Annotated in this window: 24 protein-coding genes and 1 pseudogene; 6 read left to right on the top strand and 19 right to left on the bottom strand. The window is 37.4% G+C overall.

The annotated features are described in order from the left end of the window. Nucleotides 1-20: 20 nt before the first annotated feature. From BN1206_RS01635 to BN1206_RS01610, 5 genes and pseudogenes are all read right to left on the bottom strand, one after another. Complete coding sequence (locus tag BN1206_RS01635) at nt 21-296, bottom strand: hypothetical protein (protein WP_041806866.1); 276 nt, start codon at nt 294-296, stop codon at nt 21-23. Between the two features lie 299 nt (nt 297-595). Next, nucleotides 596-1,318 (bottom strand): SLAP domain-containing protein, encoded by a 723-nt coding sequence (locus tag BN1206_RS01625; protein ID WP_013437221.1) that lies wholly within the window; start codon nt 1,316-1,318, stop codon nt 596-598. A gap of 13 nt (nt 1,319-1,331) precedes the next feature. Continuing rightward, nucleotides 1,332-2,222 (bottom strand): annotated as a pseudogene (locus BN1206_RS01620) (helveticin J family class III bacteriocin). A 220-nt stretch (nt 2,223-2,442) separates the two neighbouring features. Beyond that, nucleotides 2,443-3,252, bottom strand: coding sequence for a helix-turn-helix domain-containing protein (locus BN1206_RS01615; RefSeq protein WP_013437219.1), 810 nt, complete (start codon nt 3,250-3,252; stop codon nt 2,443-2,445). 126 nt (nt 3,253-3,378) lie between these two features. Continuing rightward, on the bottom strand, nt 3,379-5,328 hold the full coding sequence (locus BN1206_RS01610; protein WP_052542794.1) for a sucrose-specific PTS transporter subunit IIBC: 1,950 nt from the start codon (nt 5,326-5,328) through the stop codon (nt 3,379-3,381). A 221-nt stretch (nt 5,329-5,549) separates the two neighbouring features. On the opposite strand from BN1206_RS01610, the gene BN1206_RS01605 reads away from it, so the two are divergent. Then, nucleotides 5,550-6,998: a sucrose-6-phosphate hydrolase gene (locus tag BN1206_RS01605; RefSeq protein ID WP_052542793.1), complete on the top strand. Its 1,449-nt coding sequence runs from the start codon at nt 5,550-5,552 to the stop codon at nt 6,996-6,998. A gap of 15 nt (nt 6,999-7,013) precedes the next feature. Then, on the top strand, nt 7,014-8,000 hold the full coding sequence (locus BN1206_RS01600) for a LacI family DNA-binding transcriptional regulator (protein WP_014565567.1): 987 nt from the start codon (nt 7,014-7,016) through the stop codon (nt 7,998-8,000). A 41-nt stretch (nt 8,001-8,041) separates the two neighbouring features. Here BN1206_RS01600 and BN1206_RS01595 read toward each other — a convergent pair whose 3' ends face one another. After that, on the bottom strand, nt 8,042-8,677 hold the full coding sequence (locus BN1206_RS01595; RefSeq protein WP_013437215.1) for a redox-sensing transcriptional repressor Rex: 636 nt from the start codon (nt 8,675-8,677) through the stop codon (nt 8,042-8,044). Between the two features lie 184 nt (nt 8,678-8,861). Between BN1206_RS01595 and BN1206_RS01590 the strand changes: the two genes are divergently transcribed. From BN1206_RS01590 to BN1206_RS01575, 4 genes are all read left to right on the top strand, one after another. After that, on the top strand, nt 8,862-10,778 hold the full coding sequence (locus tag BN1206_RS01590; RefSeq protein ID WP_052542790.1) for an ABC-F family ATP-binding cassette domain-containing protein: 1,917 nt from the start codon (nt 8,862-8,864) through the stop codon (nt 10,776-10,778). Between the two features lie 171 nt (nt 10,779-10,949). After that, entirely contained in the window at nt 10,950-12,662 is a 1,713-nt protein-coding gene (oxc, locus tag BN1206_RS01585) for an oxalyl-CoA decarboxylase (protein ID WP_013437212.1), read from the top strand. 34 nt (nt 12,663-12,696) lie between these two features. After that, the gene (frc, locus tag BN1206_RS01580) at nt 12,697-14,040 is read left to right on the top strand and encodes a formyl-CoA transferase (protein ID WP_014565565.1); all 1,344 of its coding nucleotides are present in this window, start codon (nt 12,697-12,699) and stop codon (nt 14,038-14,040) included. 68 nt (nt 14,041-14,108) lie between these two features. Continuing rightward, entirely contained in the window at nt 14,109-15,296 is a 1,188-nt protein-coding gene (locus BN1206_RS01575) for a CoA transferase (RefSeq protein WP_052542789.1), read from the top strand. 61 nt (nt 15,297-15,357) lie between these two features. Here the strand turns inward: BN1206_RS01575 and tsaD are convergent, their stop codons facing one another. From tsaD to BN1206_RS01510, 13 genes are all read right to left on the bottom strand, one after another. Beyond that, entirely contained in the window at nt 15,358-16,407 is a 1,050-nt protein-coding gene (tsaD, locus tag BN1206_RS01570; protein ID WP_013437209.1) for a tRNA (adenosine(37)-N6)-threonylcarbamoyltransferase complex transferase subunit TsaD, read from the bottom strand. After that, a complete protein-coding gene (gene rimI, locus BN1206_RS01565; RefSeq protein WP_013437208.1) occupies nt 16,404-16,976 on the bottom strand; it encodes a ribosomal protein S18-alanine N-acetyltransferase in 573 nt (190 codons plus the stop codon). Before rimI ends, tsaD begins: the two co-directional genes overlap by 4 nt. Continuing rightward, nucleotides 16,960-17,694 carry a tRNA (adenosine(37)-N6)-threonylcarbamoyltransferase complex dimerization subunit type 1 TsaB gene (tsaB, locus tag BN1206_RS01560; protein WP_052542787.1) on the bottom strand — a complete coding sequence of 245 codons (735 nt, stop codon included), beginning with the start codon at nt 17,692-17,694 and terminating at the stop codon, nt 16,960-16,962. Before tsaB ends, rimI begins: the two co-directional genes overlap by 17 nt. Before the next feature lie 26 nt (nt 17,695-17,720). Continuing rightward, complete coding sequence (locus BN1206_RS01555) at nt 17,721-18,239, bottom strand: folate family ECF transporter S component (RefSeq protein ID WP_013437206.1); 519 nt, start codon at nt 18,237-18,239, stop codon at nt 17,721-17,723. 54 nt (nt 18,240-18,293) lie between these two features. Beyond that, on the bottom strand, nt 18,294-19,028 hold the full coding sequence (locus tag BN1206_RS01550) for an acyl-[acyl-carrier-protein] thioesterase (RefSeq protein WP_052542785.1): 735 nt from the start codon (nt 19,026-19,028) through the stop codon (nt 18,294-18,296). Between the two features lie 6 nt (nt 19,029-19,034). After that, the gene (rsmI, locus tag BN1206_RS01545; protein WP_022087064.1) at nt 19,035-19,889 is read right to left on the bottom strand and encodes a 16S rRNA (cytidine(1402)-2'-O)-methyltransferase; all 855 of its coding nucleotides are present in this window, start codon (nt 19,887-19,889) and stop codon (nt 19,035-19,037) included. Beyond that, entirely contained in the window at nt 19,890-20,240 is a 351-nt protein-coding gene (gene yabA, locus BN1206_RS01540) for a DNA replication initiation control protein YabA (protein ID WP_013437203.1), read from the bottom strand. It lies immediately after the preceding gene. 10 nt (nt 20,241-20,250) lie between these two features. Continuing rightward, nucleotides 20,251-21,108 carry a DNA polymerase III subunit delta gene (locus tag BN1206_RS01535; protein WP_014565564.1) on the bottom strand — a complete coding sequence of 286 codons (858 nt, stop codon included), beginning with the start codon at nt 21,106-21,108 and terminating at the stop codon, nt 20,251-20,253. Then, complete coding sequence (locus BN1206_RS01530) at nt 21,108-21,428, bottom strand: cyclic-di-AMP receptor (RefSeq protein WP_013641509.1); 321 nt, start codon at nt 21,426-21,428, stop codon at nt 21,108-21,110. The genes BN1206_RS01535 and BN1206_RS01530 overlap by 1 nt, the downstream gene beginning before the upstream one ends. A gap of 11 nt (nt 21,429-21,439) precedes the next feature. Beyond that, nucleotides 21,440-22,078 carry a dTMP kinase gene (tmk, locus tag BN1206_RS01525; protein WP_022087065.1) on the bottom strand — a complete coding sequence of 213 codons (639 nt, stop codon included), beginning with the start codon at nt 22,076-22,078 and terminating at the stop codon, nt 21,440-21,442. Between the two features lie 102 nt (nt 22,079-22,180). Next, nucleotides 22,181-22,417, bottom strand: a complete 237-nt coding sequence (locus BN1206_RS01520; RefSeq protein ID WP_013437199.1) for a YaaL family protein — start codon at nt 22,415-22,417, stop codon at nt 22,181-22,183. Then, entirely contained in the window at nt 22,417-23,016 is a 600-nt protein-coding gene (gene recR / locus BN1206_RS01515) for a recombination mediator RecR (protein ID WP_013437198.1), read from the bottom strand. The genes BN1206_RS01520 and recR overlap by 1 nt, the downstream gene beginning before the upstream one ends. Beyond that, complete coding sequence (locus BN1206_RS01510) at nt 23,017-23,346, bottom strand: YbaB/EbfC family nucleoid-associated protein (RefSeq protein ID WP_013437197.1); 330 nt, start codon at nt 23,344-23,346, stop codon at nt 23,017-23,019. Nucleotides 23,347-23,358 lie beyond the last annotated feature (12 nt).

Raw genomic sequence — 23,358 nt, 5'->3', positions numbered from 1 at the left:
TTGAAGTAAGCGGTCATTTTTTAAAACCAATCAAAAATTGAAGAAAATAATGCATCCCATAGTCCTTCGACCAAGGTATAAGATAATTGCTTTTTATAAGCCTTACCAAAGCTGGTATATTCATATGTTTTATTTGCTTCTTCATCGGTAAAGTAATATTTGCCATTTTTCCGACTGCACAAAGTTCTAATCAAGGCAACAAGCATCCCCAAAAGCATGAAAAAGATGACTAGAATAATTATGAAGACGATTCCTGCCCAACTTTGTAGGTAGTAGTTAAAGCCTAGCGAAACCATCTAAAGCAAATAGAAAATAAAAGTTAAACCACTAGTAAAAATGCGTGGCAGTTTTATTTTGGCCGTTAATAGAATTGCCGGAATAATGGGCAAAATTGAAAAGATGAGCAAAACTATGCCATAACTTTTAGTAACATTCTTCACTCCACTAAAAAAGATAAAAACTATGCTCAAAATGATGCAAGCAATGAACAATAACCAAGTTCGATTTCTTTTTACATTCATGATTATCCACCTTCTTTTTTGTAGCATAACATGAAAAATCGCTCAAGATTGTTTCTTGAGCGATTTTCTTCATATTAGTTTTTACTGTGTAGCCTATCCTGTTCTTTTTGTCTATTCTCTATAGTTTCCGCAAACTGCAAATCAATTCTTGGACGTTTTGTATCATTTGCATAGATATAAGTTTGTGTTCCTTTGATCCGGTAGAAGCAATAAACCCTGCTAGAAACATTATAGTTTTTCAAATTGAGTAAAGCATCAACTCTGACTTTTTGCCCCTTTTTAACCATCTGAGAAATTGGATTACCCGCATAATTATACAGATGAGCATCACGCTTAACAGTCAAAGTTAATTCTGTAGCGTAAACTGCGTATTTACCTATATGGCCCACATTGGCTGCTTTAACATAATTACCTTGCCCCATGTTATAGTATGGCTGCTTTTTAATCATGCGATATGAAACATAACACATCTTTTTTGGTTGACCATAATCGTTTACAAAAAAGTAGAATGGTGCATTAACCGGAAGTCCATCATACTGGCTTCTAGTATAAGGCATACTAGTATATGGATTAGTTACCGTTTTAGATGTTAAGTTACCAACTAACGTAACTTTTTCTCCCTTAAACAATTTCTTGTAGGAAGTCTTACGTTTACCACTTTTATCATATACATAAGTATTATGATTCAATGTACCAGTATAAGTTGCAGCTGATGTATTTTGTGAGAAGAAACAGAGGAAGCTCACCACCATAAGTACCGCAATGTAAAAGTTCAAATACTTTTTAGAATGTTTCATTCAATAGTCACCTTTATAAGATACCAAACACTTGATATATTCTACTTTCTACAACTGTGTTATTAGCATCATATTTATCATGGTACGATGCTGTCACATATACGTTTCCAGTTCCAGTAATTTGAATACTTTCTAACTCTGTATAATAATTATTATCTACTATACCATTTAATGAGAAGGCTTGACCATTATTATTAGACGAAGATCCCCACGGAATTTTTACAATCTTAGGATGAATGTCACTTTCTATAGTGGTAGATTTTTGACAAGTAACATAAATATTCCAGTTATTATCGATATCAAATCCTTGTACAGAATCGATATACGTATCTCCACTGCCGCCATTAAAAAAGTTATCAATGTGAAATGCATTCTTCTCTTTATCAAATACATTTATTGGAACTGGTGTTGTACCATAAGAATTCAATTTACTATTAATTGAATCTAAATTATACAAAGCAAAATGACCTGAATAATTATTTCAAATACCTGCGATCAGTAACTTATCATAATTAGGAGTTGCTGCGGCTTCTACTCTCAATAAGTGTTGACCATGCCAATTGGCATCTGTTGCTTCAACTAACTGAGATAACCGAGATAATTGAGTATTTTTGTCATAACTCTCTCCAAATTTCATTCGAGCAATCTGAGTACTCCATTTAATTCCCTCAGTAACTCGTTCATTAGGCTTCACACCCACAAACCAATTATTTTTTGTAGCATATTCCCATGTCTGAGTATGACCACTCGCAGTACCTGTCAACCAAGTTTGAGGTGACGGGAAACTTAAGTATTCTTGATCATTTCGAATTCTACTTACTAAAGTTTGATTTTTATACATCTGTAAAGCGTACACATACGTTTCACCAATGTTTCCTTTTTGTACCACTCTAGCATACGGCATCTTCAAAGTGTGTAATAATTGTACTTGTGCTTCAATCATAATAATTCTTCCTTCCAGTTTTACACAAGCCACATCAAACCAATAATTGTAGAAATTACTGGTGTTACCAATATATCCATATCTATACCTTCCTTCTTTTCTCACACCTTTGATATTAACCATTATCTTTTTAATTAGATACTTCCTTTACCAAACCTTGATCTTGTTTTCCAAATGGAAACTATTTCTCTGGTAGTCCACTTACTATCTTAGGGACAACTCGTTTTAATACGCTTAAAGTTTGTGCCAATTCCTTTTCATTCTTGAAAAAAACAGCATCATAATAATCACCCATTAGCTTATCTAAGGTCAATTCAGGAATTCCCGGTAAATTTTGTAAAAAATTGATATATTTTCGAGCCATTCTTTTAGCACGATAATCATATAAAACATGCAAATAATTAACGAAAATATTGCCAATACGCTTTTGTGTATCTAATGGATATTGATCTATCTTTTGATATTTCACCAACAATTTATTCATCAAGGTAGCTAAGAAGTTAAAATCAATTACTCTAGTAGAATTTCCAATAATTCTCAACATATCTGGATCATCCATCCAGGTAGCATCCCTTTCAAAATAATTAATTAACTTTGCGCTTAGTTCTTGCTTGGTTTCTTTTAAATTATTAGTCAAAACTGCAACTACTAATTCAGCCCGAATTTGTAACTCTTCCGCATCAGAAAAATCGGCTAATTGTTCTTTTACTGCCTTAGCCAATTTAATATCTGGCTTATAAAAAGCTTTAGTTAACTGATCTGCTAGTTCATTTAAACTATTCCGTTTTTTATCAATAATCTTTTTTCTAAAATTATTAACATCGATTTTTCTAGCATCTAATAATTCAAATAAGTCTTTTGCCTTTATGTCCTGAATATCATTTTCAATCTTAGAATAATGAGATACAGAAATAGATGTTCCTTCCACCATTTCTTTTTGCGTCAAATCCAAGTTTTCTCTTTCTTTTCTTAAAGCATCACCAATCGTCATAATTTTTCCTTCTAACAATTTAGAATTTTTAATCAATTATATTATTTAACATGAAAAATCGCCCAAGATTATCTCTTGAGCGTTTTTCTTTATTGTTAATTGTTTTAAGGAATAAGATATCAACGATTAATTACGAGCTGTAACAGCGATCAACTTATCACCGTGCTTGTCGCCAGCGTCGGTAATGCGTTGAACGTTTGCGTAGTTAGGGGTGTTAGTAATGACTACCATAACAGTAGTGTCGTAACCTGCCTTCTTTACAGCATCAAGGTCAACGCTGCCAAGCTTATCGCCTTTTTCAACTCTTTGACCTTGTTTTACAAAGCTTTCAAAGTGTTCACCCTTAAGGTTTACAGTATCAAGACCGATGTGAATCAAGACTTCTGCACCGTTATCTGACTTAATACCATATGCGTGCTTAGTTTCATAAGCAATAGTTACAGTACCAGTAACTGGTGAGTAAATTGTGCCATCACTAGGGATAACAGCGGCACCGTCACCCATTAACTTAGCTGAGAATACTTGGTCATTAACCTTAGTTAAACTTTCAGGAGTACCATTAACTGGTGAAACAATAATTTCATCCTTTAATGATAATTCTTCTTTACCAAGCTTTTCTGCCTTTTGGTTTTCTTCAGCGTAATCAGCAGCATCGTTTACTGGAACGTCTTGTTCAGCAACTTCTTCCTTCAAGTGACCCTTACCGTAAACGTAAGTTAAGATGAAGGCAACTGCGAAACTGATTAACACAGAAACGATCCACATTGGAATGGTCTTTGGATAAATTGAAAGGAATCCAAGGAAACCAGCTGAACCAAGTGCAGCAGCAGTAACATGTGTAAAGCCTGCAAATGCGGCAGCAACACCTGAACCAATCAAAGCACAGAAGAATGGAAACTTATACTTCAAGTTAACACCAAACAATGCTGGTTCAGTAATACCAAGAAGTGCAGATACACCTGATGAACTTGCCAAACCTTTCATCTTCTTGTTCTTAGTTAAGAAGTAAATTGCGAAGGTTGCGGCACCTTGAGCAACGTTAGCCATACATGCAGTAACAAAGATAAAGTCACCAGAACTTGCTGGATTCTTAGCAAAGGCTGCCAAAAGTTGAGTTTCAACGGCTGGAAAACTTTGATGAAGACCAGTAGTAACAATTGCTGAGTAAGTAAGACCAAAGACACCCATCCCAAAGGCACCAGTAGTGTTGTAAAGCCATACAATAGCATTAGTAATTGCATCTGAAACGCCCTTGAAGACTGGCCCAATAATTACAAAAGTTAAGAAACCAGTAATCATAATTGAAAGAAGTGGCGTAAAGGTAAAGTCAACTGCAGATGGTAAGCGTTTGTGGAAGAATTTTTCCAAAATTGACAATACCCAAACAGCTACTAAGACTGGAATAACTTGATATTGGTAGTTAGTTTGTGCAACTTGTAAACCAAAAATATTCCAGAAGTGATTTGCACCAAGAAGTCCTGGGGTAGTCATAATCATACCGATTGTGGCACCTAAGAATTGGTTAGCACCAAATCGTTTAGCAGCCGACATACCAACTAAGATTGGCATAAAGATAAATGGAGCAGCTGACATAACTTGAATCATTGCTGATAAACCAGCAATATTTGGAGCCATTTGAACAACTGACTTAGAACCAAACAAACCTGGTGAAGTCAAGAAGTTGTTCAAAGCCATCAACAAACCACCAGCAACTAAGGCTGGAATAATTGGTACGAAAATGTCAGACAAAAGTTTAATGAAGTCCATTACTGGGTTCTTCTTTTGACCCTCAGCTGCCACTTTCTTCAAGTCATCAGTTGATAGCTCCTTTAAACCAGTAATCTTAATGAATTCATCATAGACATCATTAACATCCCCTGGTCCAATAATTACTTGATATTGACCATTGGTCTTAAAAGTACCTTTAACATCAGGATCATTGTCCAATGCTTTTTGGTCAACTTTTGAATCATCCTTTAATACTAAACGCAAACGAGTAGCACAGTGCGCACCAGCGATAATATTGTCGTGGCCCACATCTTTAATTACTCGTTCCGCCACCTTTCTATGGTCCATATTTGTTTCCTCCTATGTAAACGTTTTATTTTCATTTTGCTAATTATGATAACGCATCCAAAAAATATGTCAATCGTTTGACATAAATTTCTTGATTTATTTTGTACACTTATGCATAAATAAGTTATTCTAGTGGTATAAGCAATGTGGTAAACGTTTGACATGTTTTTTGTTATCTACTAAAATAAAGTTAAAAGACACCGCTTACATGGAGGCATATTATGGAATGGACTAGAGAAAAACGTTACTTACCTTACAGTAAATGGGATGCTGAGACCTTGCTCGACTTGCAAGCAGAGGCCGCGAATTCCCCTTATCAAATGCATTATCATTTACATCCAATTTCAGGCTTAATCAACGATCCAAATGGATTCTCTTATTTTAATGGTGAATATCATCTTTTCTATCAATCATATCCATTTGGTGCTGTTCACGGCTTAAAGTCATGGGTTCACTTTAAATCATCAGATTTAGTTAACTGGGAAAGCTTAGGCTTAGCTGTTGAACCCGATACAATGGCTGATTCTCACGGGGCATACTCAGGTTCTGCTCGTGAAATTGACGGCAAATTATTCCTAATGTACACAGGTAACCACCGCGATGAAAATTGGGTTCGCATCCCTTACCAAGTTGGTGCTTGGATGGACAAAAATGGGAAGGTTGCTGATAAAACTATCTTATTTAAGAATCCTGACCACATTACTGAACACTTCCGCGACCCACAAATTTTAAAGCAAAACGACACCTACTACGCTATTTTGGGTGCACAAGACAAAGCTGAAAAACATGGTCATATTGATGTGTGGAAATCAAAGGATTTAAAGAATTGGGAAGAACTAGGCTTCTTAGACATGGGCACAGATGACTTAGGTTACATGATCGAATGTCCTAACATTGTTAGAGTCGATGGCCACGTTGTTGTAATTTTCTGCCCTCAAGGCTTAGACAAGAAGATTACCGACTACGATGACATCTACCCTAACATGTACATCATTGCCGACGACATTGATTTTAAAAATCATAAATTAATCAATCCTGGTAAATTGCACAATTTGGACAAAGGCTTCGACGTTTACGCTACCCAAGCATTTAACGCACCTAATGGCAAAGTCTATGAAATCAGCTGGGTTGGTTTACCAGATACCACTTACCCAACCGATAATGAAAACTGGGCCAACTGCCTTAGTCAAGTCAAAAAATTATCTATCAAAGATGGTAAGTTAATGCAAAAACCTGTTTCTGCTATGCAAGAACTTCGTTACAATGAAAAAGAAATTTCAGACGAAAACAAAGCTAGTCAACAATATGAAGCTGAACTCACAATTAAAGCTGGTCAAAAAGGCAGTCTTTATCTTGCCGCAAACGATAATTTAACTAGCGGCCTTAAACTTGATTTCGACACTGAAAACGGAACTTTAATTCTTGATCGTTCTAACGCTGGTCAAAAAGTTTCTGTCGATTATGGTGAAACTAGACAAGCTAACTTTGAGGCTAACACTGACTTAAAGTTAAACATCTTTATTGATCATTCATTAATTGAAATTTTCGTGAACCACGGCGAAGAAGTTTTAACCGGTCGTTATTTTGCAGATCAAAACAATACTAAATTCGCATTTGCACAAAAGACACACTATAATGGTAAATTATGGCAAATGAAAACTATTCTTTAGATTAAGGTGATATAGATGGCAGCTAAATTAAGCGATGTTGCCAAAGAAGCAGGTTGTTCAGTTACTACGGTTTCACGTGTAATCAACAACCATGGCTATTTAAGTCAAAAAACCAAAGATAAAGTTTTTGCGGCAATGCGAAAGCTAAATTATCAACCCAATTCTGTTGCCCGCTCTCTTCAAGGCAAAAGAATGAATCTAGTTGGATTGATTTTCCCTGGTATTATTAATCCATTTTTTGCGGAACTAGTGCAAAACATCGAAGAAGAATTATTCAAAAAAGGCTACAAAGTTATCATGTGCAACGCTGGTCGTGATAAAGAAAAAGAGCATGAATATTTACGCATGCTCCAAGCCAATCAAGTTGATGGTATTATCGCAGGTGCACACAACTTGGGGATTGAAGAATATAAGCAATTAGGTTTGCCAATTGTTTCTTTTGACCGTAAATTATCTGATAATGTCCCTATCGTAAGTTGTGATAACTACCAAGGTATCAAATTAGCCATGCATGATTTAATTCAAGCCGGCTGTAAAAAGATTTACTTTTTGGGTAATGAACATAAAAAAGGCAATCCTACCGATGAACGATTGGATGCCTATCTCGATGAAGTGAAAAAGCATGACTTAAAACCACATATTCGTTCTGTCGCTTTTTCTGATTCTTCTAACATTAAAAATATGCAAATTCATGACATGTTAGTTGAAAACCATCCTGATGGCGTAGTTTGCACTGACGATTTAACTGCTATCTTGGTTTTACAAGAAGCTAAAAAATTAGGTATTAAAGTCCCTAAGGAATTAAAAGTAATCGGCTTTGATGGCACTAAATTGATTCAGACTTATCATTCTGAATTAACCACCATCGCCCAACCTATTCACGATATTGCTACATTATTAGTGGATTTGCTTTTAAAGCGAATTGCACATCCCGACGAAGAGCTAAAGCAAATGAACTACACATTGCCTGTAAAACTAATTAAAAGTGAAACGACCGCATAAAAAAACGACTGAGTTGAATCTCAGTCGTTTTTGTTTTGGCATTAATTTTCTTTATCGCTGTCTAAGAAGTAGATCAGTGTTTGTAATTCAGTGGCTAAATCTACGTTTTGTACACGGACATTAGCTGGAGCAGACAATCTAATTGGAGTAAAGTTCATAATTCCCTTTACACCAGCATCTACCATTTCATCAGTTGTCTTTTGCGCTGCAGTTGAGGGAACGGTTAAAATTGCAATTGAAATTTGTTGGTCACTCAATTGTTGCTTTAAATCGTCCATGTCATAAACGGGAACACCGCTTAAAATACGACCAGTGATTTCCTTATTAATATCAAAAGCACATGAAATTCTAATATTGTTACTACGTTTAAAGTTGTAATTTAACAAAGCACGTCCCAAGTTACCTACACCGATCAAGGCAACATTAGTCAATGTGTCTTGATTCAAAATCTTCTTGAAGAATGTAAGCAAGTTCTTAACGTCGTAGCCATATCCACGTTTACCTAATGCGCCAAAATAAGAAAAGTCTCTTCTAATTGAGGCACTATCAACTTGAACAGCTTCTGACAATTCAGTTGATGAAACCTTATCTTTGCCTTCTTCATTCAAAATCAGCAAATAACGGTAATATAGTGGTAATCTTTTGGCTGTTGCCTTTGGAATCTTTATTTTTTCCATTTGAAGCCCTCCAAACTTATTCCATGTTTGTGAATGTACAATCAAGCACTACCATCATAACTGTTATTATACCTTTTGTGCAAGTATCTTTTTCACAAAGATACACTTTTTCACATATTGACATGAGAAAACCAGTAATATTAGGCTTGCATCATATGATAGAATAATGATTAGGTGAAAAATTATGATTATTGCACAAGGACACGATTTAGAACAACAATTTGGTGCCAACACGTTATTTAAGAACGTTACTTTTTCAATCGATTCAAATGCAAGAATCGGCTTAGTTGGCCCTAATGGGGTTGGTAAAACTACCCTATTAAAAATTATGACAGGCGAACAAGAACCTACTCGTGGTGAATTTACCGTTAATAAAGGTATTGATGTAGGTTATATCGCCCAGGAAAATGCTTTAGACGAAGACAAAACTATCTGGGATGAAATGGAATCCGTTTTTGCTCCTTTAATCAAAGAAGGCAAAGTATTAACCAACATGCAGCAACAAATTGCAGACTATCCTGAAGATCAGGACTTACTAAAGCAATATGACCAAAAGCAGTTCAATTTTGAACAAAAAGGTGGCTATACTTACCAATCAGATATCAAGAGTATCCTTAATGGCTTTAAGTTTCCTGAAGATACTTGGCAAAAACGCATTAGTAGTTTATCTGGTGGTGAAAAAACCAGATTAGCCTTCGTTAAGTTGCTTTTGCGTAAGCCTGCCCTGCTCTTACTAGACGAACCAACCAACTATTTGGACCTAGATACGCTTGATTGGCTGGAAGGCTTTTTAAAGAACTACAGCGGCGCCATTTTAGTAGTATCCCACGACCAATACTTTTTGGATCATTTGGCAACACAAATTTTTGAGTTGCAATTTGGTAAGCTGACTACTTTTAAAGGTAATTATTCTGCCTACGTAATGCAGCGTGAACAACGTGATAAAGATCAAGAAGCTGCTTACGAAAAACAACAAGCTGAAATCAAGAAAGATGAAGAGTTCATTCAAAAAAACTTGGTTCGTGCCACAACTACTAAGAGAGCACAAAGTCGCCGCAAGAAGCTAGAAAAGATCGATCGCATCAAGCCGCCTAAGCATAAGAACAAGGTGCGTATTCACTTTAGTAGCGAGCGTCCATCTGGTAAGGAAGTTTTAATCTTTAATGATTTAACTATTGGCTATCCTGAAAAAACGATGGTGAGTGACATCTCCTTCCAAGTAAACAAAGGTGATCGTGTCGCCGTCATCGGTCCTAACGGGATCGGCAAATCTACTTTACTGAAGACAATTATGAAGCAGCTGAAGCCAAAAGGCGGTTCAATCAAGTATGGTGCTTCGTTAGACATTGGTTACTACGACCAGGAATTGCAAGGACTCGATCCATCTAAGACTGTTTTGGACACCGTTTGGGATCGTCATAAGACTATGCCAGAACGTGACGTTCGTTCAATTTTGGCCAGTTTCTTATTTACGGCTAAAGATATCGATAAAACAGTTGGACAATTATCTGGTGGTCAAAAGGCGCGTTTAACTTTAACTGTCTTGTCACTTGAACATGACAATTTCTTACTAATGGACGAACCAACCAACCACTTGGATATTGAAGCTAAAGAAGTGCTTGAAAAAGCATTGAAGGACTTTGATGGTACTTTGCTCTTTGTATCCCACGACCGTTACTTCATTAACCAACTTGCCAATAAGATCGTTTCAGTTAGAGATGGTCATGCCAAGATTTATAATGGTAACTATTCTTACTACCTTGATGAAAAAGCAAAGCAAGCTAATGCCACAGCTAGCGCAACTGAAGATGCGGAACCTGTAAAGGCAGTTAGTGAACAAAAGCTTTCTTACCAGGAACAAAAACAGCGTGATTCGCAAAAGAGAAAATTGCAACGAGCAATCGATCAAGCGGAAAAAGAAATCGAAGACTTAGAAGCTAAAGAAAAAGATATTCAAAACGAAATGGCTAACCCAGAGATTGCTTCTAACTTTGACAAATTGGGACCTCTTCAAGAACAATTAGACGAGATTCAAAAGCAACTAGATACTGCTAACAACAACTGGGAAAAGGCTATCGAAGAACTAGATAACTTTGAATAAAAGACAGCCACTATAACTAAATAGTTATAGTGGTTTTTTCGCCTTATTATACATGTATTATAAATAACGTGGTTTATTCTTATAATTGCTTGTATCTTATTTTTAAGAGGTGTATCTTGATCTTGAATGTGAAGTTATAAGGATTTTTTATTTTAGAAAGAAGGATTTATCATGGTTGATAATACATCACTCACTGGTGCAGCACTTTTAATCGATGCTTTACAAGCCAATGGATTAAACAATATGTATGGTGTTGTAGGTATTCCAGTTACCGATTTTGCCCGTTTAGCTGAACTAAAGGGTATGAAATTTTATGGATTTAGACGTGAAGACTCAGCCGTAGATGCAGCAGCAGCTGCTGGTTTTATTACAGGTAAACCTGGTGTAGCTTTAACTGTATCCGCTCCTGGATTTTTAAATGGTTTAACAGCTTTAGCACAAGCTACTAAGAACTGCTTCCCATTAATTATGATCTCAGGTTCATCTGATCGTCACATTATCGACCTTGATCGTGGAGATTACGAAGGTCTTGATCAATACAACGTTGCTAAACCATTCTGTAAAGCAGCTTACCGTGTTGATCGTGCAGAAGATATGGGCTTAGCCGTTGCTCGTGCTGTTAGAACAGCAGTTAGTGGCCGTCCAGGTGGTGTTTATTTGGACCTTCCTGCAGCAACTGTTAGCGACACTGTTGCACAAAAGTCAGATGCCAACATCTACAAAGTAGTAGATCCAGCACCAAAGCAATTACCATCAGACGAAGCAATTAACCGTGCCGTTGAATTATTAAATAATGCTAAGCACCCTGTACTTCTTCTTGGTAAAGGTGCCGCATATGCTCAAGCTGAAGATGAAATCAGAGAATTAGTTGCTAAGACCAACATTCCATTCTTACCAATGTCAATGGCTAAGGGTGTTGTTCCAGACGACTCACCAGCATCTGCTGCCTCCGCTCGTTCATTTACACTTGGTCAAGCCGACGTTGTTCTTCTGGTTGGCGCTCGTCTTAACTGGATGCTTTCAAATGGTGGTTCACCATTATTCAGCCCAGATGCTAAATTCATTCAAGTTGATATTGATGCAACTGAATTTGATTCCAACAGAAAGATTGATGCTCCATTACAAGGTGACATTAAGTCAGTAATGCAAAAATTCAATTCTGCTGTTATTGACGCTGGTGTCAAGGCACCGCAAGATTGGCTTGATCAAATTAAGACCGAAAGTGAAAAGAACAACACTAAATTTGCTAAGAGAATCTCTGCTTCAGAAGCTAAGCCAACTTTAGGTTTCTACAGTGCAATCGAACCTATTAATGACCTTCTTCAAAAACATCCAGATACTTATATAGTAAGTGAAGGTGCTAACACCTTGGACATTGGTCGTAACTTAATCAGCATGCAAAAACCTCGTCACCGTCTTGACACTGGTACTTGGGGTGTTATGGGTGTCGGCATGGGTTACGCCATCGCTACAGCCGTTGAAACTGGCAAGCCAGTTATCGCCCTTGAAGGTGACTCAGCCTTTGGTTTTGACGGTATGGAAATGGAAACTATCTGCCGTTACCACTTACCTGTTATTGTCGTTGTTGTTAACAACGGTGGTATTTACAACGGTGATGTTAACGTTGTTCCTGACCAACCAGGCCCAACCGTCTTGGATCACGACGCTCACTATGGTGACATTGCTAAGGCATTTGGCGGTGACAGTTACCGTGTAAATAACTACACTGAAATGAAAGATGCCCTCGAAAAAGCATACGAATCAGGCAACCCAACAATTATTGATGCTCAAATCCCAGCATCAATGGGTAAAGAATCAGGTCACATTGGCAACTTAAACCCAAAGTTGGACTTAAGTTCTCTTGAAGAAAAGGAAAATAAATAATGGCTGAAGAATCTGAAGAAAAGGAGAATAAATAATGGCTGAAGAATCTGAAGAAAATAAATATGCACCTTTAAAAGGTATTAAGGTTGTTGACTGGACTCAAGTACAATCTGGTCCTTCATGTACTCAACTTTTAGCATGGCTCGGTGCTGACGTTATCAAGGTTGAACGTACCAACACTGGTGACCCAACTAGAAATGAATTGCTTGATATTCAAGATTCATGGAGTCTTTACTACTTGCAATTAAATGCTAACAAGAAGTCATTGACTTTGAATATCAAGACTGACGAAGGTAAAAAGATTATGTACGACTTAATCAAGAAGGCCGATGTCTTTGTTGAAAACATCGCTCCTGGTTCTGCCGAACGTAATGGCTTTGGTTGGGAAAAATTGCATGCAATGAACCCCAAGTTGATCTATGCTTCATTGAAGGGCTTTAACAAAGGCTCACGTTTTGAAAATGTTAAGGCATTTGAACCAGTTGCTCAATCTGCTGGTGGTGCTGCTTCTGCTACTGGTTGGAACAAGGGTGAAAACAATGTACCTACTCAATCAGCAGCTGCTTTAGGTGATTCCAACTCAGGAATGCACTTAACAATCGGTATTTTAGCTGCCCTTCTTCAACGTGAACACACCGGTGAAGGTACTTTCGTATACCAATCAATGCAAGATGCTGTATTGAACCTTTGCCGTATCAAGTTACGTGACCAAATCATGTTAGACAACTTGGGTGCTTTACCTCACTACGCTGTTTACCCTAACTGGAAATGGGGCAAGGCTATTCCTCGTGCTGAGAACACTGAAGGTGGTCAAGTTATTGGTTGGACTTACAAGGCTAAAGGCTGGGAAACTGATCCTAACGCTTATGTTTACATCGTTATTCAAAACAGCGATAAGAGCTGGGCAGCAATTGCCAACACTATGGGTCACCCAGAATGGATTACTGATCCTCGCTTTGATGGCTGGCAAAACCGTCAATTACACAAGGAAGAAATTTACCCATTAATTGAAAGCTACACTAAGCAATACGACAAGTACGAATTAACTAAGAAGCTTGGTGCTGCTGGTGTTCCTGTAGGTCCTGTTCTTGACTGGCACGAACTTGAAAATGATCCAGACTTGAACTCAGATGGTACAATTGTCACTATTGATCAAGGTGGCAATCGTGGCAAATTCAAGACTATTGGTTTACCATTTACTCTTTCTAACTACAAGCCTGATTACAAACGCGCTCCAGACCTTGGTGAAAACAACAAAGAAATCTTATCTTCACTTGGTTACGATCCAGATCAAATCGAAAAGTTAACTGAAGAAGGCGTAATTTCTAAGGCTAAAGGTCCTAAGAACCCGCGCACTGAAGTTATCAAAGGTGAATAATTAATTTACCGAAAAAAGCTGTTCAAAATCTGGACAGCTTTTTTCTTTTACATAGAAAGTGTGTCATAATGACCGAACCTAATTACAGTGAATTAGAAGCTAAAAATGTTCACTTAGATAAAGATAAGCCCTACCCCTTAAGCGGTATTTTAGTCGTCGATTTTACCCACGTTTTATCAGGCCCAACCTGTACCAGAATGTTAGCAGATGCAGGTGCACGGGTAATTCATATTGAACGAAAAACTGGTGACGATACGCGTCATATGGGACCATACATCGCTGATGGTTCTAGTGAATACTTTAGAATCTGCAATGCGGGTAAAGAATCCATTGCTTTAGATTTAAAAGATCCTAAAGACCATGCATTAGCCGAAAAAATGATTGCTAAAGCAGATGTTGTAGTTGAAAACTTCCGTCCTGGCGTTATGAAGCGTCTAGGATTTGGCCCTGAAGAAATGGTCAAAAAATATCCCAAATTGATCTTTGCCTCTATTTCTGGTTTTGGTCAATATGGTCCTTGGTCTAAACAAGCGGCTTACGATACGATTATTCAAGCTGTTTCAGGCTTAATGGATGCAACTGGTACGCCCGAAGGCAAACCAACTAGAGTCGGTACTTCAGTGTCTGATGTAGTGGCCGGTATTATGGGCTATAGCGCCATTATGACGGCCTTAGTTGCTCGTGATCGTACTGGTAAAGGAACTACTGTTGACGTTTCAATGCTTGACTCTACCTTCTCCTTAATGGTTCAGGATTTGATGCTCGCATTGGGGCCTCACGAGGTGCCACATCGTATCGGCAATCGTCACCCAGATATGTATCCATTCGATACCTTTGACTGTAAAGATCAGCCTATTGCCATCTGTTGTGGTAACGATCATTTATGGAGTCTGTTATCACATGCCTTAGGCCACGATGAATGGGTTGAGCAAAAAGACTTCAAAACTAACGACTTACGCGAAAAAAACTGGCAAAAAGTTAAGGATGCAATGCAAAGTGTCCTCAAGACTAAAGATGCTGCTGAATGGGATAAGATCCTGCATGATGCTGGCGTACCTGCCGGATTGGTTTTAAACGTTGATAAAACTCGCCGTTTAGATCAAATTATTACGCGTGGCATGGTCAAAACATTGCCTGATGGTAACGAAGTATTGGGCTCTCCAATGAAATACAGTACTTGGAATTCATATGGTTTACAAAAAGATTCACCAAAATTGGATGAAGACGGCGCTAAAATCAGAAAAGAATTTGAATAAAATAGTTTACATACTAAAAGACCTAGGAAATATCCTAGGTCTTTTATTTGTTTTATCTGTTTTAATTTAACATGCTCTTAGCATATGGCAATTCCAGTGATGGATCTGCATTCAATGTAAGATCCGCAAATTGACCATCATTGTAAAGGTTATATGCGGCTGCACCAATCATTGCGGCATTATCACCACAAAGCTTGATGTCTGGCAAAATAACCTTAGGTTGATCTTGCTTAGGCAACTTAGCAATTTCAGCACTCATGCGGTCACGTAAACCATGGTTTGCGGCAACCCCACCACCCATGATGAAGGTCTTAGGCTTGTATTGCTTAATTGCACGGATCGTCTTGTGAGCAAGAACATCAATAACTGCAGCTTGGAAACTAGCTGCTAAATCATACTTGTTCAATTTTTCATGAATTTGATCTGCATGGTGACAAGTATTAATAAAGGCAGATTTAAGACCTGAGAATGAGAAGTCATAGTCATCGTCTTCCATCATTGCACGTGGGAAGTTAAAGGTATCCTTACCTTCATGTGCCCATGCATCAATTGTCTTACCAGCTGGGTAATTTACGCCAAGAACACGACCGATCTTATCGTAAGCTTCACCAGCAGCGTCATCACGAGTATCACCGATAATCTCAAAGTGAACTGGATCTTTCAATAAAACAATTTCGGTATGTCCACCAGATACTTGCAAAGCAAGGGCTGGGTATTCGATCTCATCCTTCAATTGAGCAGCCATAATGTGACCCATAATGTGGTCAACACCGATTAAAGGAATACCGGTAGCCATTGAAGCAGCCTTAGCTGCACTAACACCAATTAAAAGTGCACCAACTAAGCCTGGACCATAAGTTACGGCAATTGCATCGATATCTTTCCAAGTACAATTTGCTTCACTTAAAGCTTCTTTAGTAATTTGGCTAATTACTTCAATATGGTGACGACTGGCAACTTCTGGCACTACCCCGCCAAAACGTTGGTGACTTTTGATTTGGGTTGCGACGATCAAACTCTCAATGTCACGTCCATTTTTGATCACGGCAGTGGAAGTTTCATCACATGAACTTTCGTAAGCTAAAATGCGAACATCTTTCTTTTCACTCAAAACGTAAACTTCTTTCTTTTAATCTGATGTGGCTTCAACCATAACACCATATTCATGGCATCAGTATGCGTATCTTGATAATAATCTTTACGAATAAAATTCCCTTTAAAACCTAATGATTGATACAATCTTTGAGCAATTTCATTATCGGTTTTAACCTCTAAAGTTACACTATCACTATCATTTTCACGAGCACGATCGATCATCATTTGCATTAAATAGCGACCAATGTGTTGGTGTTGATAAGCTGGTGCAACTGCAATATTAGTAATATGAGTTTCTTCAGGACTAAAGCGTGCCCCAATAAAGGCAACCAAAGTAGACGCTTGATAAACAACTAAATAAAGAGAATTGCGTCTTTTTCTTAATTCAGTTTCAAAAGAGAATTTATTCCAAGGTGTTCGACCCGAATATACTTGTTCTTCCAAAACCAATAAATCAGGAATATTATCATCTGTTGCTTGCATTATCTGCAAAATATTACCATTCACGTTTGCCATAAATGGCGTAAAGCTCATATCAATTCGATTAATTTGTGGATGGAAAAATTGATTAAACTTCTTCAACATAATGACTGTCAGGCTCGAATGGTTTGCCTGTCTTCTTATGCCAATCAACTTCCGCTTGAGTTCTGCGTAAGTAGCGTGGCAATAACTTGTCAGGATCAATTGGAGTAGCTGAAACAGCTAACTTACCAATTAAACCGGCATGAATTACATTTTGATCATCATCTCCGTATTCATAAGGAATATTTAAAGCCTTGATCTTTTCATCTTGCTTTTCAAGACCTGATCCTACGAATACGATCTTCTTTACTTCATTTTCAGCGGCATATTCTTGAATAGCCTTAATTAAAGCATCAATGTTGTAGTGACCATCTAGAATTACATTTTCTGGAATATCACCGCTCTTGTAACCACCAGCAAAGTAGTTATCGTTTCTCGCATCAAGACCAGCGATGACGAGTGCATCCCCAGCAACACCCTTAGCCAAAGCTTGCAAAGTTGAAATGCCAACTACTTCTTTATCTAAAATGCTGGCAAACATCTTAACAGTTGTAATCCCAATTCTTAATCCAGTATATGAACCAGGTCCAATTGCGACTGCAAAGCGATCAATATCTTTTAAAGTTAATTTGTTTCCTTTTAAAATTTCGTCAATTAATGGATCAAGATGTTCACTGTGATTACGTTCATCTCGTTCATTTTTTTCAACAATTACTTGTTGATCTTCATTTAAAGCTACGCTCAAATGATTAGTAGCTGTAGAAACACTTAAGATTTTCATTACTATTATTCTCTTTCCGCTTTAAATCACTTTTTTATTTTAACACGAGAAACAGCTTGCAATACAAAGTAGATTACTACCATTTGAATCCATGGTACGATCGTTTCTTTAGGTAAGCGTTGAATCAAAGCTGCTTTAAAATCTAGATTGTACATAATGTGCAGCCATAATGTATTCATGCCAATGTTTACGATAAGTGTAACCAAAATGGTTGAAGCGATTATCCGCCAAATTTTAACTGGCTTATCATACAAAAACAAAGCATAAATCAAGGGGCCAGCCATAGCGGTTAGAGTAAAACCAATAAAGAAGCCACCTTGATTACCAAAAATTGCTGAACTAACTAAGTCACTAATTCCGCCTCCAATAGTTCCCCAAACTGGGCCAAAAAAGTAGCCTAGTAATACACTCCCAATAAAACCTAGGCCTACCTTAACAGTAGTTGGTCCAATTGAAAATTGTCCAAGGATAATTTTCATTGCCACAACGATCCCTAAAAAGATCATTTGTTGTAAATTAGTTCGTAAAATTTTCTTAACACTCATTTGCTGTCCTCCCTCGACAAAAAAAGCATGACCCAAGTGTCATGTTTTTATTTATTATATCTTACGCCATTTTAATTCACAAACTGCTTGCTCAGTTCCATCATCAGTCTTGATGGCATGATATGAGGTAATATCATCATCCTGAACTAAAGTCATGCAAGAATGCACATTTTTTCCATAATGTACTTCTTTATCAAATTTAATATCAATGGCACTAATTTCATGATCTTTCAAAAAATCACGGTCCAGCATATCAATAAACCAACTGAAGTAATGACTGTTAGTTACATGATGGTTAGTGTCTAAATCATCGTAACGCGCACGGTATACTCGCTCATGATCGTATTCTTCTTGTGGTCGCAGGCGAGGAAAACGGGGCATCTTTTTAAGTAGCGGCGCCCCCCAATCTTCCATCATTTTTAAATCAGCAGGAACCATGTGACGCTTCTTCAAATCTAGCATCACCCATTGGCTCTTTACATCAACTAACGAATTACCTGCTTCATCGTCTACGCAAAAATCACGATATTCAAAAAAGCGATTATAGCCGCTAGCTATCGTACTCAATTTGACCTTGTCTTTGGGCTTAGGCAATTGGTTAATATCAAAGCGGTATTGCGTAACTACCCAGCCTAATCCGCGCTTTAATAAATCGTCTGTACCGGCACCACCTTGATCTAATTGGTGTTCTGAAGTCTGCATTAAGAGATCTACTAAGGCCGGTATCTTCAAGCGACGATTTTCATCACAATCTTTAAATTCGATTTGATAGTCTTCAGTATATTTCATTAGTAATTACCTTTGATGATATTGGTCATACAATTCATTCTTAGAAACACTGTACTCCTTGGCAACTTGCTTAATCGCATCTTTTTTGGATTCGCCTTTGTCTACCAAATCGTTTACTAAATCAATCAATTCTGGCCAAGATAATTGTTTAGGTGCTTCAGTATTTGGTGAAATCAAGATAACGAATTCGCCTCGTGGTGCATTTTCACTGAAATACTCAGTTACTTCTTTAACCGTGCCACGAATAAATTCTTCGTGAATTTTAGTTAATTCTCGTGCCGCCACAATTTGTCGATCCGCTGGTAAAACAGTGCTTAAATTCTTTAAGGTTTTAGCTAAACGGTGAGGTGCTTCATAAAAGATTGAGGTAGCCTTAGCTTCTTCCATTTGTTTAAAGTATGGCTTTTGTTCGGATGATTTTCTTGGTAAAAAGCCGTAGTAAGTAAATGGCTGAGCATCAAAGCCTGAAGCAATCAAAGCTGTCGCAAAGGCAGATGGACCTGGAAGAGGTACTACTGGAATATTATTTTTGATACATTCTTGAACCAAAATATAGCCTGGATCAGAAATTACCGGCATCCCCGCATCACTAATTTCCGCAATTACGGCCCCATCCTTCATCAACTTGATTAATTCAGGAGCACGTTCTTTAGAATTATATTTGTGAAATGAGATCATCTTATTGTGGACACCAATTTTTTCTAGCAAAATGCCACTCGTTCTCGTATCTTCTGCAGCAATATAATCGGCATCAGTTAATACCTTTTTTGCTCGAATAGTAATATCTTTCAAATTACCAATTGGTGTAGGTACTAAATAAAGTTTTCCTTCATCTTTGGCATAACTGCTTTGACGTTTCATTTATCTACCGTCCTTTTTAATACCCTTTTTTTCGCCAAAATTGTCTAAGATATCAAGACAAAACATACAGTCTGCACTAGGATCACGGTGAGAACCATAATACATATTGCAGATATGATAGCCTGAATCATAAATCTTCTTCAGTGATTCTAATCCACTTTGCGTTTTAGTTTCAGGTGCTGCTTGATTTGCGGTTAGTTTGTCTAACTTTTCGTGCAACAGTTGATTTTCAACTTTTAGCTCAGTATTTTCTTTCAAAGTATCTAAAATATCATTTTCAAGACTAGCAATAGTCTTAGCCATATTTTCTGTAGTTTCTTTTACCTTTTTTAATTTTGAATATGGATCCAACTTAAAACACCTACTTCCATTCTAAGGCAAGATAATCTAACGAATTACGTAAACTAACATTGCTCAACCGCATTTTATCTACCTCAATTAAGTTTTTGAGCATCTGTGCAGCCATTCCCATCTTTCGCGGATCATTTAAATCATGTTCTGCCAGCAGCTTTAACCTAACTAAAATGTAACGTTGCTCTGATACCAGCTTAGCATTTTCGGATAATTTATGCGCGCTAACTAATGCCAAACTGTTATGTTCAAGCATTTCTTGATAAAAATATTTGATCTCCTGGTCTCTTTTTTCCAGATTGCCTAATTCATCAATTTCATCTTTAGAAAAACCATTCTCAAGCAGTACTGCAGTTTTGCCATCAGGTTTTTCACCGTTATCAAAATTGATGATCTGTGTTCTTGAGCGAATTGTCGGTAAAATCTGATCGCTATTATTAGTAATCAAAATCGTGACCACCGGTGCAATCGGCTCTTCCAACAGATTAAGTAAACCATTAGCAGCGGATAAAGTTAATTTTTGTGCTTCATTAATAAAGAAGAAGCGTCTGCTGCTTTCGACCGGACTCTTAGCAAGTTCTTCTTTAAGTGGTCTTACCTGATCAATCCCCAAAGTTTGCTTACCTTCAGGTCCGACAAGTAAAACATCCGGATGGTTGCCTGATAATATTTGTCTGCAGTTTTGACAAGTACCATCAGGCTTATTTTTACCAGTGCAGTTAAATAAACATGCTAGCCAATAAGCTGTGTTAAGTGCACGATTTTCATCACTATCAACAAAAAGATAACTATGAGCTAACCTCTTCTGCTCATATGCGCAACGTAAGAATTGGGTTTGCTTCGTACCCACATTTGTAATATCAATCATTAGAATCGCTTAAACTCATCAACTGGGACAACAAAACAAGTTGCACCACCAACTGTAATCCTCAATGGTTGGGTAATTTCATATCCAGTAGAAAGCATGTGTGGTGTTGCAATCTCTTCTCTTGCCCGAGACTCTTGCTTAATTATCTTCAAAACATCGTCTACTTTTTCATCTTCACAACCAATTAAAAAGGTCGTATTTCCTTGACTTAGAAAACCACCTGAAGTTGCTAATTTAGTAGCGCGAAAATCATTTTGAACAAATGCTCTTTGTAAATTATTTGAATCTTCTCTTTGAACAATAGCGATTACTAATTTCATTTAATCAGTCCTTAAAATATCTCTGGCATTCGCTGTTTTAGTGTGGCAATTACTTGATCTACAACTTGGTCAATCGGTTGAGTTCCATCGATCGTCACAAAGCGTTCAGGATACATAGCCCTTACCTTCAAAAAGCCTTGGTAGACTTTTGTGTGGAAAGATAAATTTTCTTGCTCTAAGCGATCCTCTTGGCCTGGACGGAGTTTTTGAATTCGGCTAAGACCAATTTCAGGAGCGACATCGATAAAGAAAGTCAAATCTGGATCCAACTTATTTGTAGCAAAATCATTGATCTGCTTTACTTCTTTAATACCTAAATCACGGCCTTCGCCTTGATAAGCTAAAGAACTATCCACAAAGCGATCTGAAAAAACAATCTTGCCTGCTTCAAGTGCTGGCTTGATAATTTCTTCTACGTGTTGACTTCTCGCTGCAGCATATAAAAGTGCTTCAGTTTTGGCATCCATTTTATCATTGGCCGGATCCAAAATAATATCACGAATCTTTTCTGCGATCTTTGATCCACCGGGTTCACGCGTCACAAGATATTGTGGTTTAAGCTGAGAACCTATTTTAGCCAATACTTCCTTTAAAACTGTACTTTTTCCTGCGCCATCTGGGCCTTCGAAACTAACAAAATAACCTGTCATAAAATCCTCCATAGGTCTATTTTACAGAAGTTTCACAGAGATTAACAGTCCTTGTAGTTTTTTATTAGGCAAAATAAAAAAGCCCCAAAATTGGAACTAATTTTATTGAGTAATCGCGTTAGTGATACCACTAAATCTTGTGCCTCGATGACGAGCTTCATTATACAAAAAAGTATACTTGGCTCTTAAAATTTTGCCTTGGATATAATTATCATCAGATAAATCCAAAGTAGTTTGATCTAAATCTTGCTCTAACGCAATTTGATTTTGTAATTTTTCAATCTCGGCTACTAATTTTTGATCGCCGAGTTCTTTGATTTTATCTTTTTTTCTAGCCATTATAGAGTCGTTCTTCCTTGTACTGCCCGTTTCAAAGTAATTGAATTGGCATATTCAATATCGCTACCTACAGATAAACCTGCAGCTAAGCGAGTAACTTTAATACCAGCTGGTTTGATCAATTTGCTGATGTACATTGCGGTTGATTCACCCTCAGGAGTCGAATTAAGAGCTAAAATCACTTCTTTAACTTCGTCATGCTTTTGCAAACGAGTAATTAAAGATTTAATGTTGATTTCTTCTGGACCAATTCCATCCATTGGTGATAATACGCCGTGAAGCACATGATACAAACCGCTGTATTCACCCATCTCTTCAAAAGACATTACATCTTTAGGCTGTTCAACCACCATAATCGTTGTTTGATCACGATTAGGGTTAGAACAAATATCACAGATATCTTTTTCGGTAATATTGCCACAAATTGGACATTGATGGATATCTTTTTTCACTTGAATTAATGCTCTAGCAAAATCTTCCACATCTTCTTGCGGCATATCCATTGTGTAAAAAGCCAATCTAGTGGCGGTCTTTTCACCAATGCCTGGAAGTTTCATATAAGCATCAATTAAATGAGCTATTGGTAATGGATATTGCAATTACATCAAGCCTTTCGTGTATTTGCCTAAACTTGCTTGGGTTGCTTCATCGATTTGAGCTAAGCCTTTGTTAACCGCATCGATTACTAAATCTTGCAACATATCAGGATCGTCTGGATCGATTGCTTCTTTATCGATCTTGAGGTCTTTAAGCTTACGGTCACCAGTAAATGTAGCAACTACCATATCATCTGCTGACTTACCGGTAAATTCTTGGGCAGTAATGTTTTCTTGTTCTTCTGCCATTTGAGCTTGCAACTTCTTAGCTTGCTTCATCATTTGTTGCATGTTCATACCGCCCATACCGCCGAAATTAGGTCTTCTACTCATTGTTTTTATCTC

It is taken from the genome of Lactobacillus sp. OTU4228 (assembly GCF_001006945.1).
Classification (GTDB): Bacteria; Bacillota; Bacilli; order Lactobacillales; family Lactobacillaceae; genus Lactobacillus; species Lactobacillus amylovorus.
This window is presented reverse-complemented; position numbering and strand designations above follow the sequence as displayed.

Bases quoted from the DNA above. Each gene is read 5' to 3' on its own strand.
- BN1206_RS01595 (WP_013437215.1), bottom strand. From the start codon at position 8,677: ATGGAAAAAATAAAGATTCCAAAGGCAACAGCCAAAAGATTACCACTA.
- frc (WP_014565565.1), top strand. From the start codon at position 12,697: ATGGCTGAAGAATCTGAAGAAAATAAATATGCACCTTTAAAAGGTATT.
- BN1206_RS01590 (WP_052542790.1), top strand. From the start codon at position 8,862: ATGATTATTGCACAAGGACACGATTTAGAACAACAATTTGGTGCCAAC.
- BN1206_RS01575 (WP_052542789.1), top strand. From the start codon at position 14,109: ATGACCGAACCTAATTACAGTGAATTAGAAGCTAAAAATGTTCACTTA.
- rimI (WP_013437208.1), bottom strand. From the start codon at position 16,976: ATGTTGAAGAAGTTTAATCAATTTTTCCATCCACAAATTAATCGAATT.
- BN1206_RS01610 (WP_052542794.1), bottom strand. From the start codon at position 5,328: ATGGACCATAGAAAGGTGGCGGAACGAGTAATTAAAGATGTGGGCCAC.
- BN1206_RS01625 (WP_013437221.1), bottom strand. From the start codon at position 1,318: ATGAAACATTCTAAAAAGTATTTGAACTTTTACATTGCGGTACTTATG.
- BN1206_RS01535 (WP_014565564.1), bottom strand. From the start codon at position 21,108: ATGATTGATATTACAAATGTGGGTACGAAGCAAACCCAATTCTTACGT.
- oxc (WP_013437212.1), top strand. From the start codon at position 10,950: ATGGTTGATAATACATCACTCACTGGTGCAGCACTTTTAATCGATGCT.
- BN1206_RS01530 (WP_013641509.1), bottom strand. From the start codon at position 21,428: ATGAAATTAGTAATCGCTATTGTTCAAAGAGAAGATTCAAATAATTTA.
- BN1206_RS01510 (WP_013437197.1), bottom strand. From the start codon at position 23,346: ATGAGTAGAAGACCTAATTTCGGCGGTATGGGCGGTATGAACATGCAA.
- tsaB (WP_052542787.1), bottom strand. From the start codon at position 17,694: ATGAAAATCTTAAGTGTTTCTACAGCTACTAATCATTTGAGCGTAGCT.
- BN1206_RS01605 (WP_052542793.1), top strand. From the start codon at position 5,550: ATGGAATGGACTAGAGAAAAACGTTACTTACCTTACAGTAAATGGGAT.
- BN1206_RS01520 (WP_013437199.1), bottom strand. From the start codon at position 22,417: ATGGCTAGAAAAAAAGATAAAATCAAAGAACTCGGCGATCAAAAATTA.
- tmk (WP_022087065.1), bottom strand. From the start codon at position 22,078: ATGACAGGTTATTTTGTTAGTTTCGAAGGCCCAGATGGCGCAGGAAAA.
- BN1206_RS01555 (WP_013437206.1), bottom strand. From the start codon at position 18,239: ATGAGTGTTAAGAAAATTTTACGAACTAATTTACAACAAATGATCTTT.
- BN1206_RS01635 (WP_041806866.1), bottom strand. From the start codon at position 296: ATGGTTTCGCTAGGCTTTAACTACTACCTACAAAGTTGGGCAGGAATC.
- BN1206_RS01600 (WP_014565567.1), top strand. From the start codon at position 7,014: ATGGCAGCTAAATTAAGCGATGTTGCCAAAGAAGCAGGTTGTTCAGTT.
- BN1206_RS01550 (WP_052542785.1), bottom strand. From the start codon at position 19,028: ATGAAATATACTGAAGACTATCAAATCGAATTTAAAGATTGTGATGAA.
- rsmI (WP_022087064.1), bottom strand. From the start codon at position 19,889: ATGAAACGTCAAAGCAGTTATGCCAAAGATGAAGGAAAACTTTATTTA.
- BN1206_RS01615 (WP_013437219.1), bottom strand. From the start codon at position 3,252: ATGACGATTGGTGATGCTTTAAGAAAAGAAAGAGAAAACTTGGATTTG.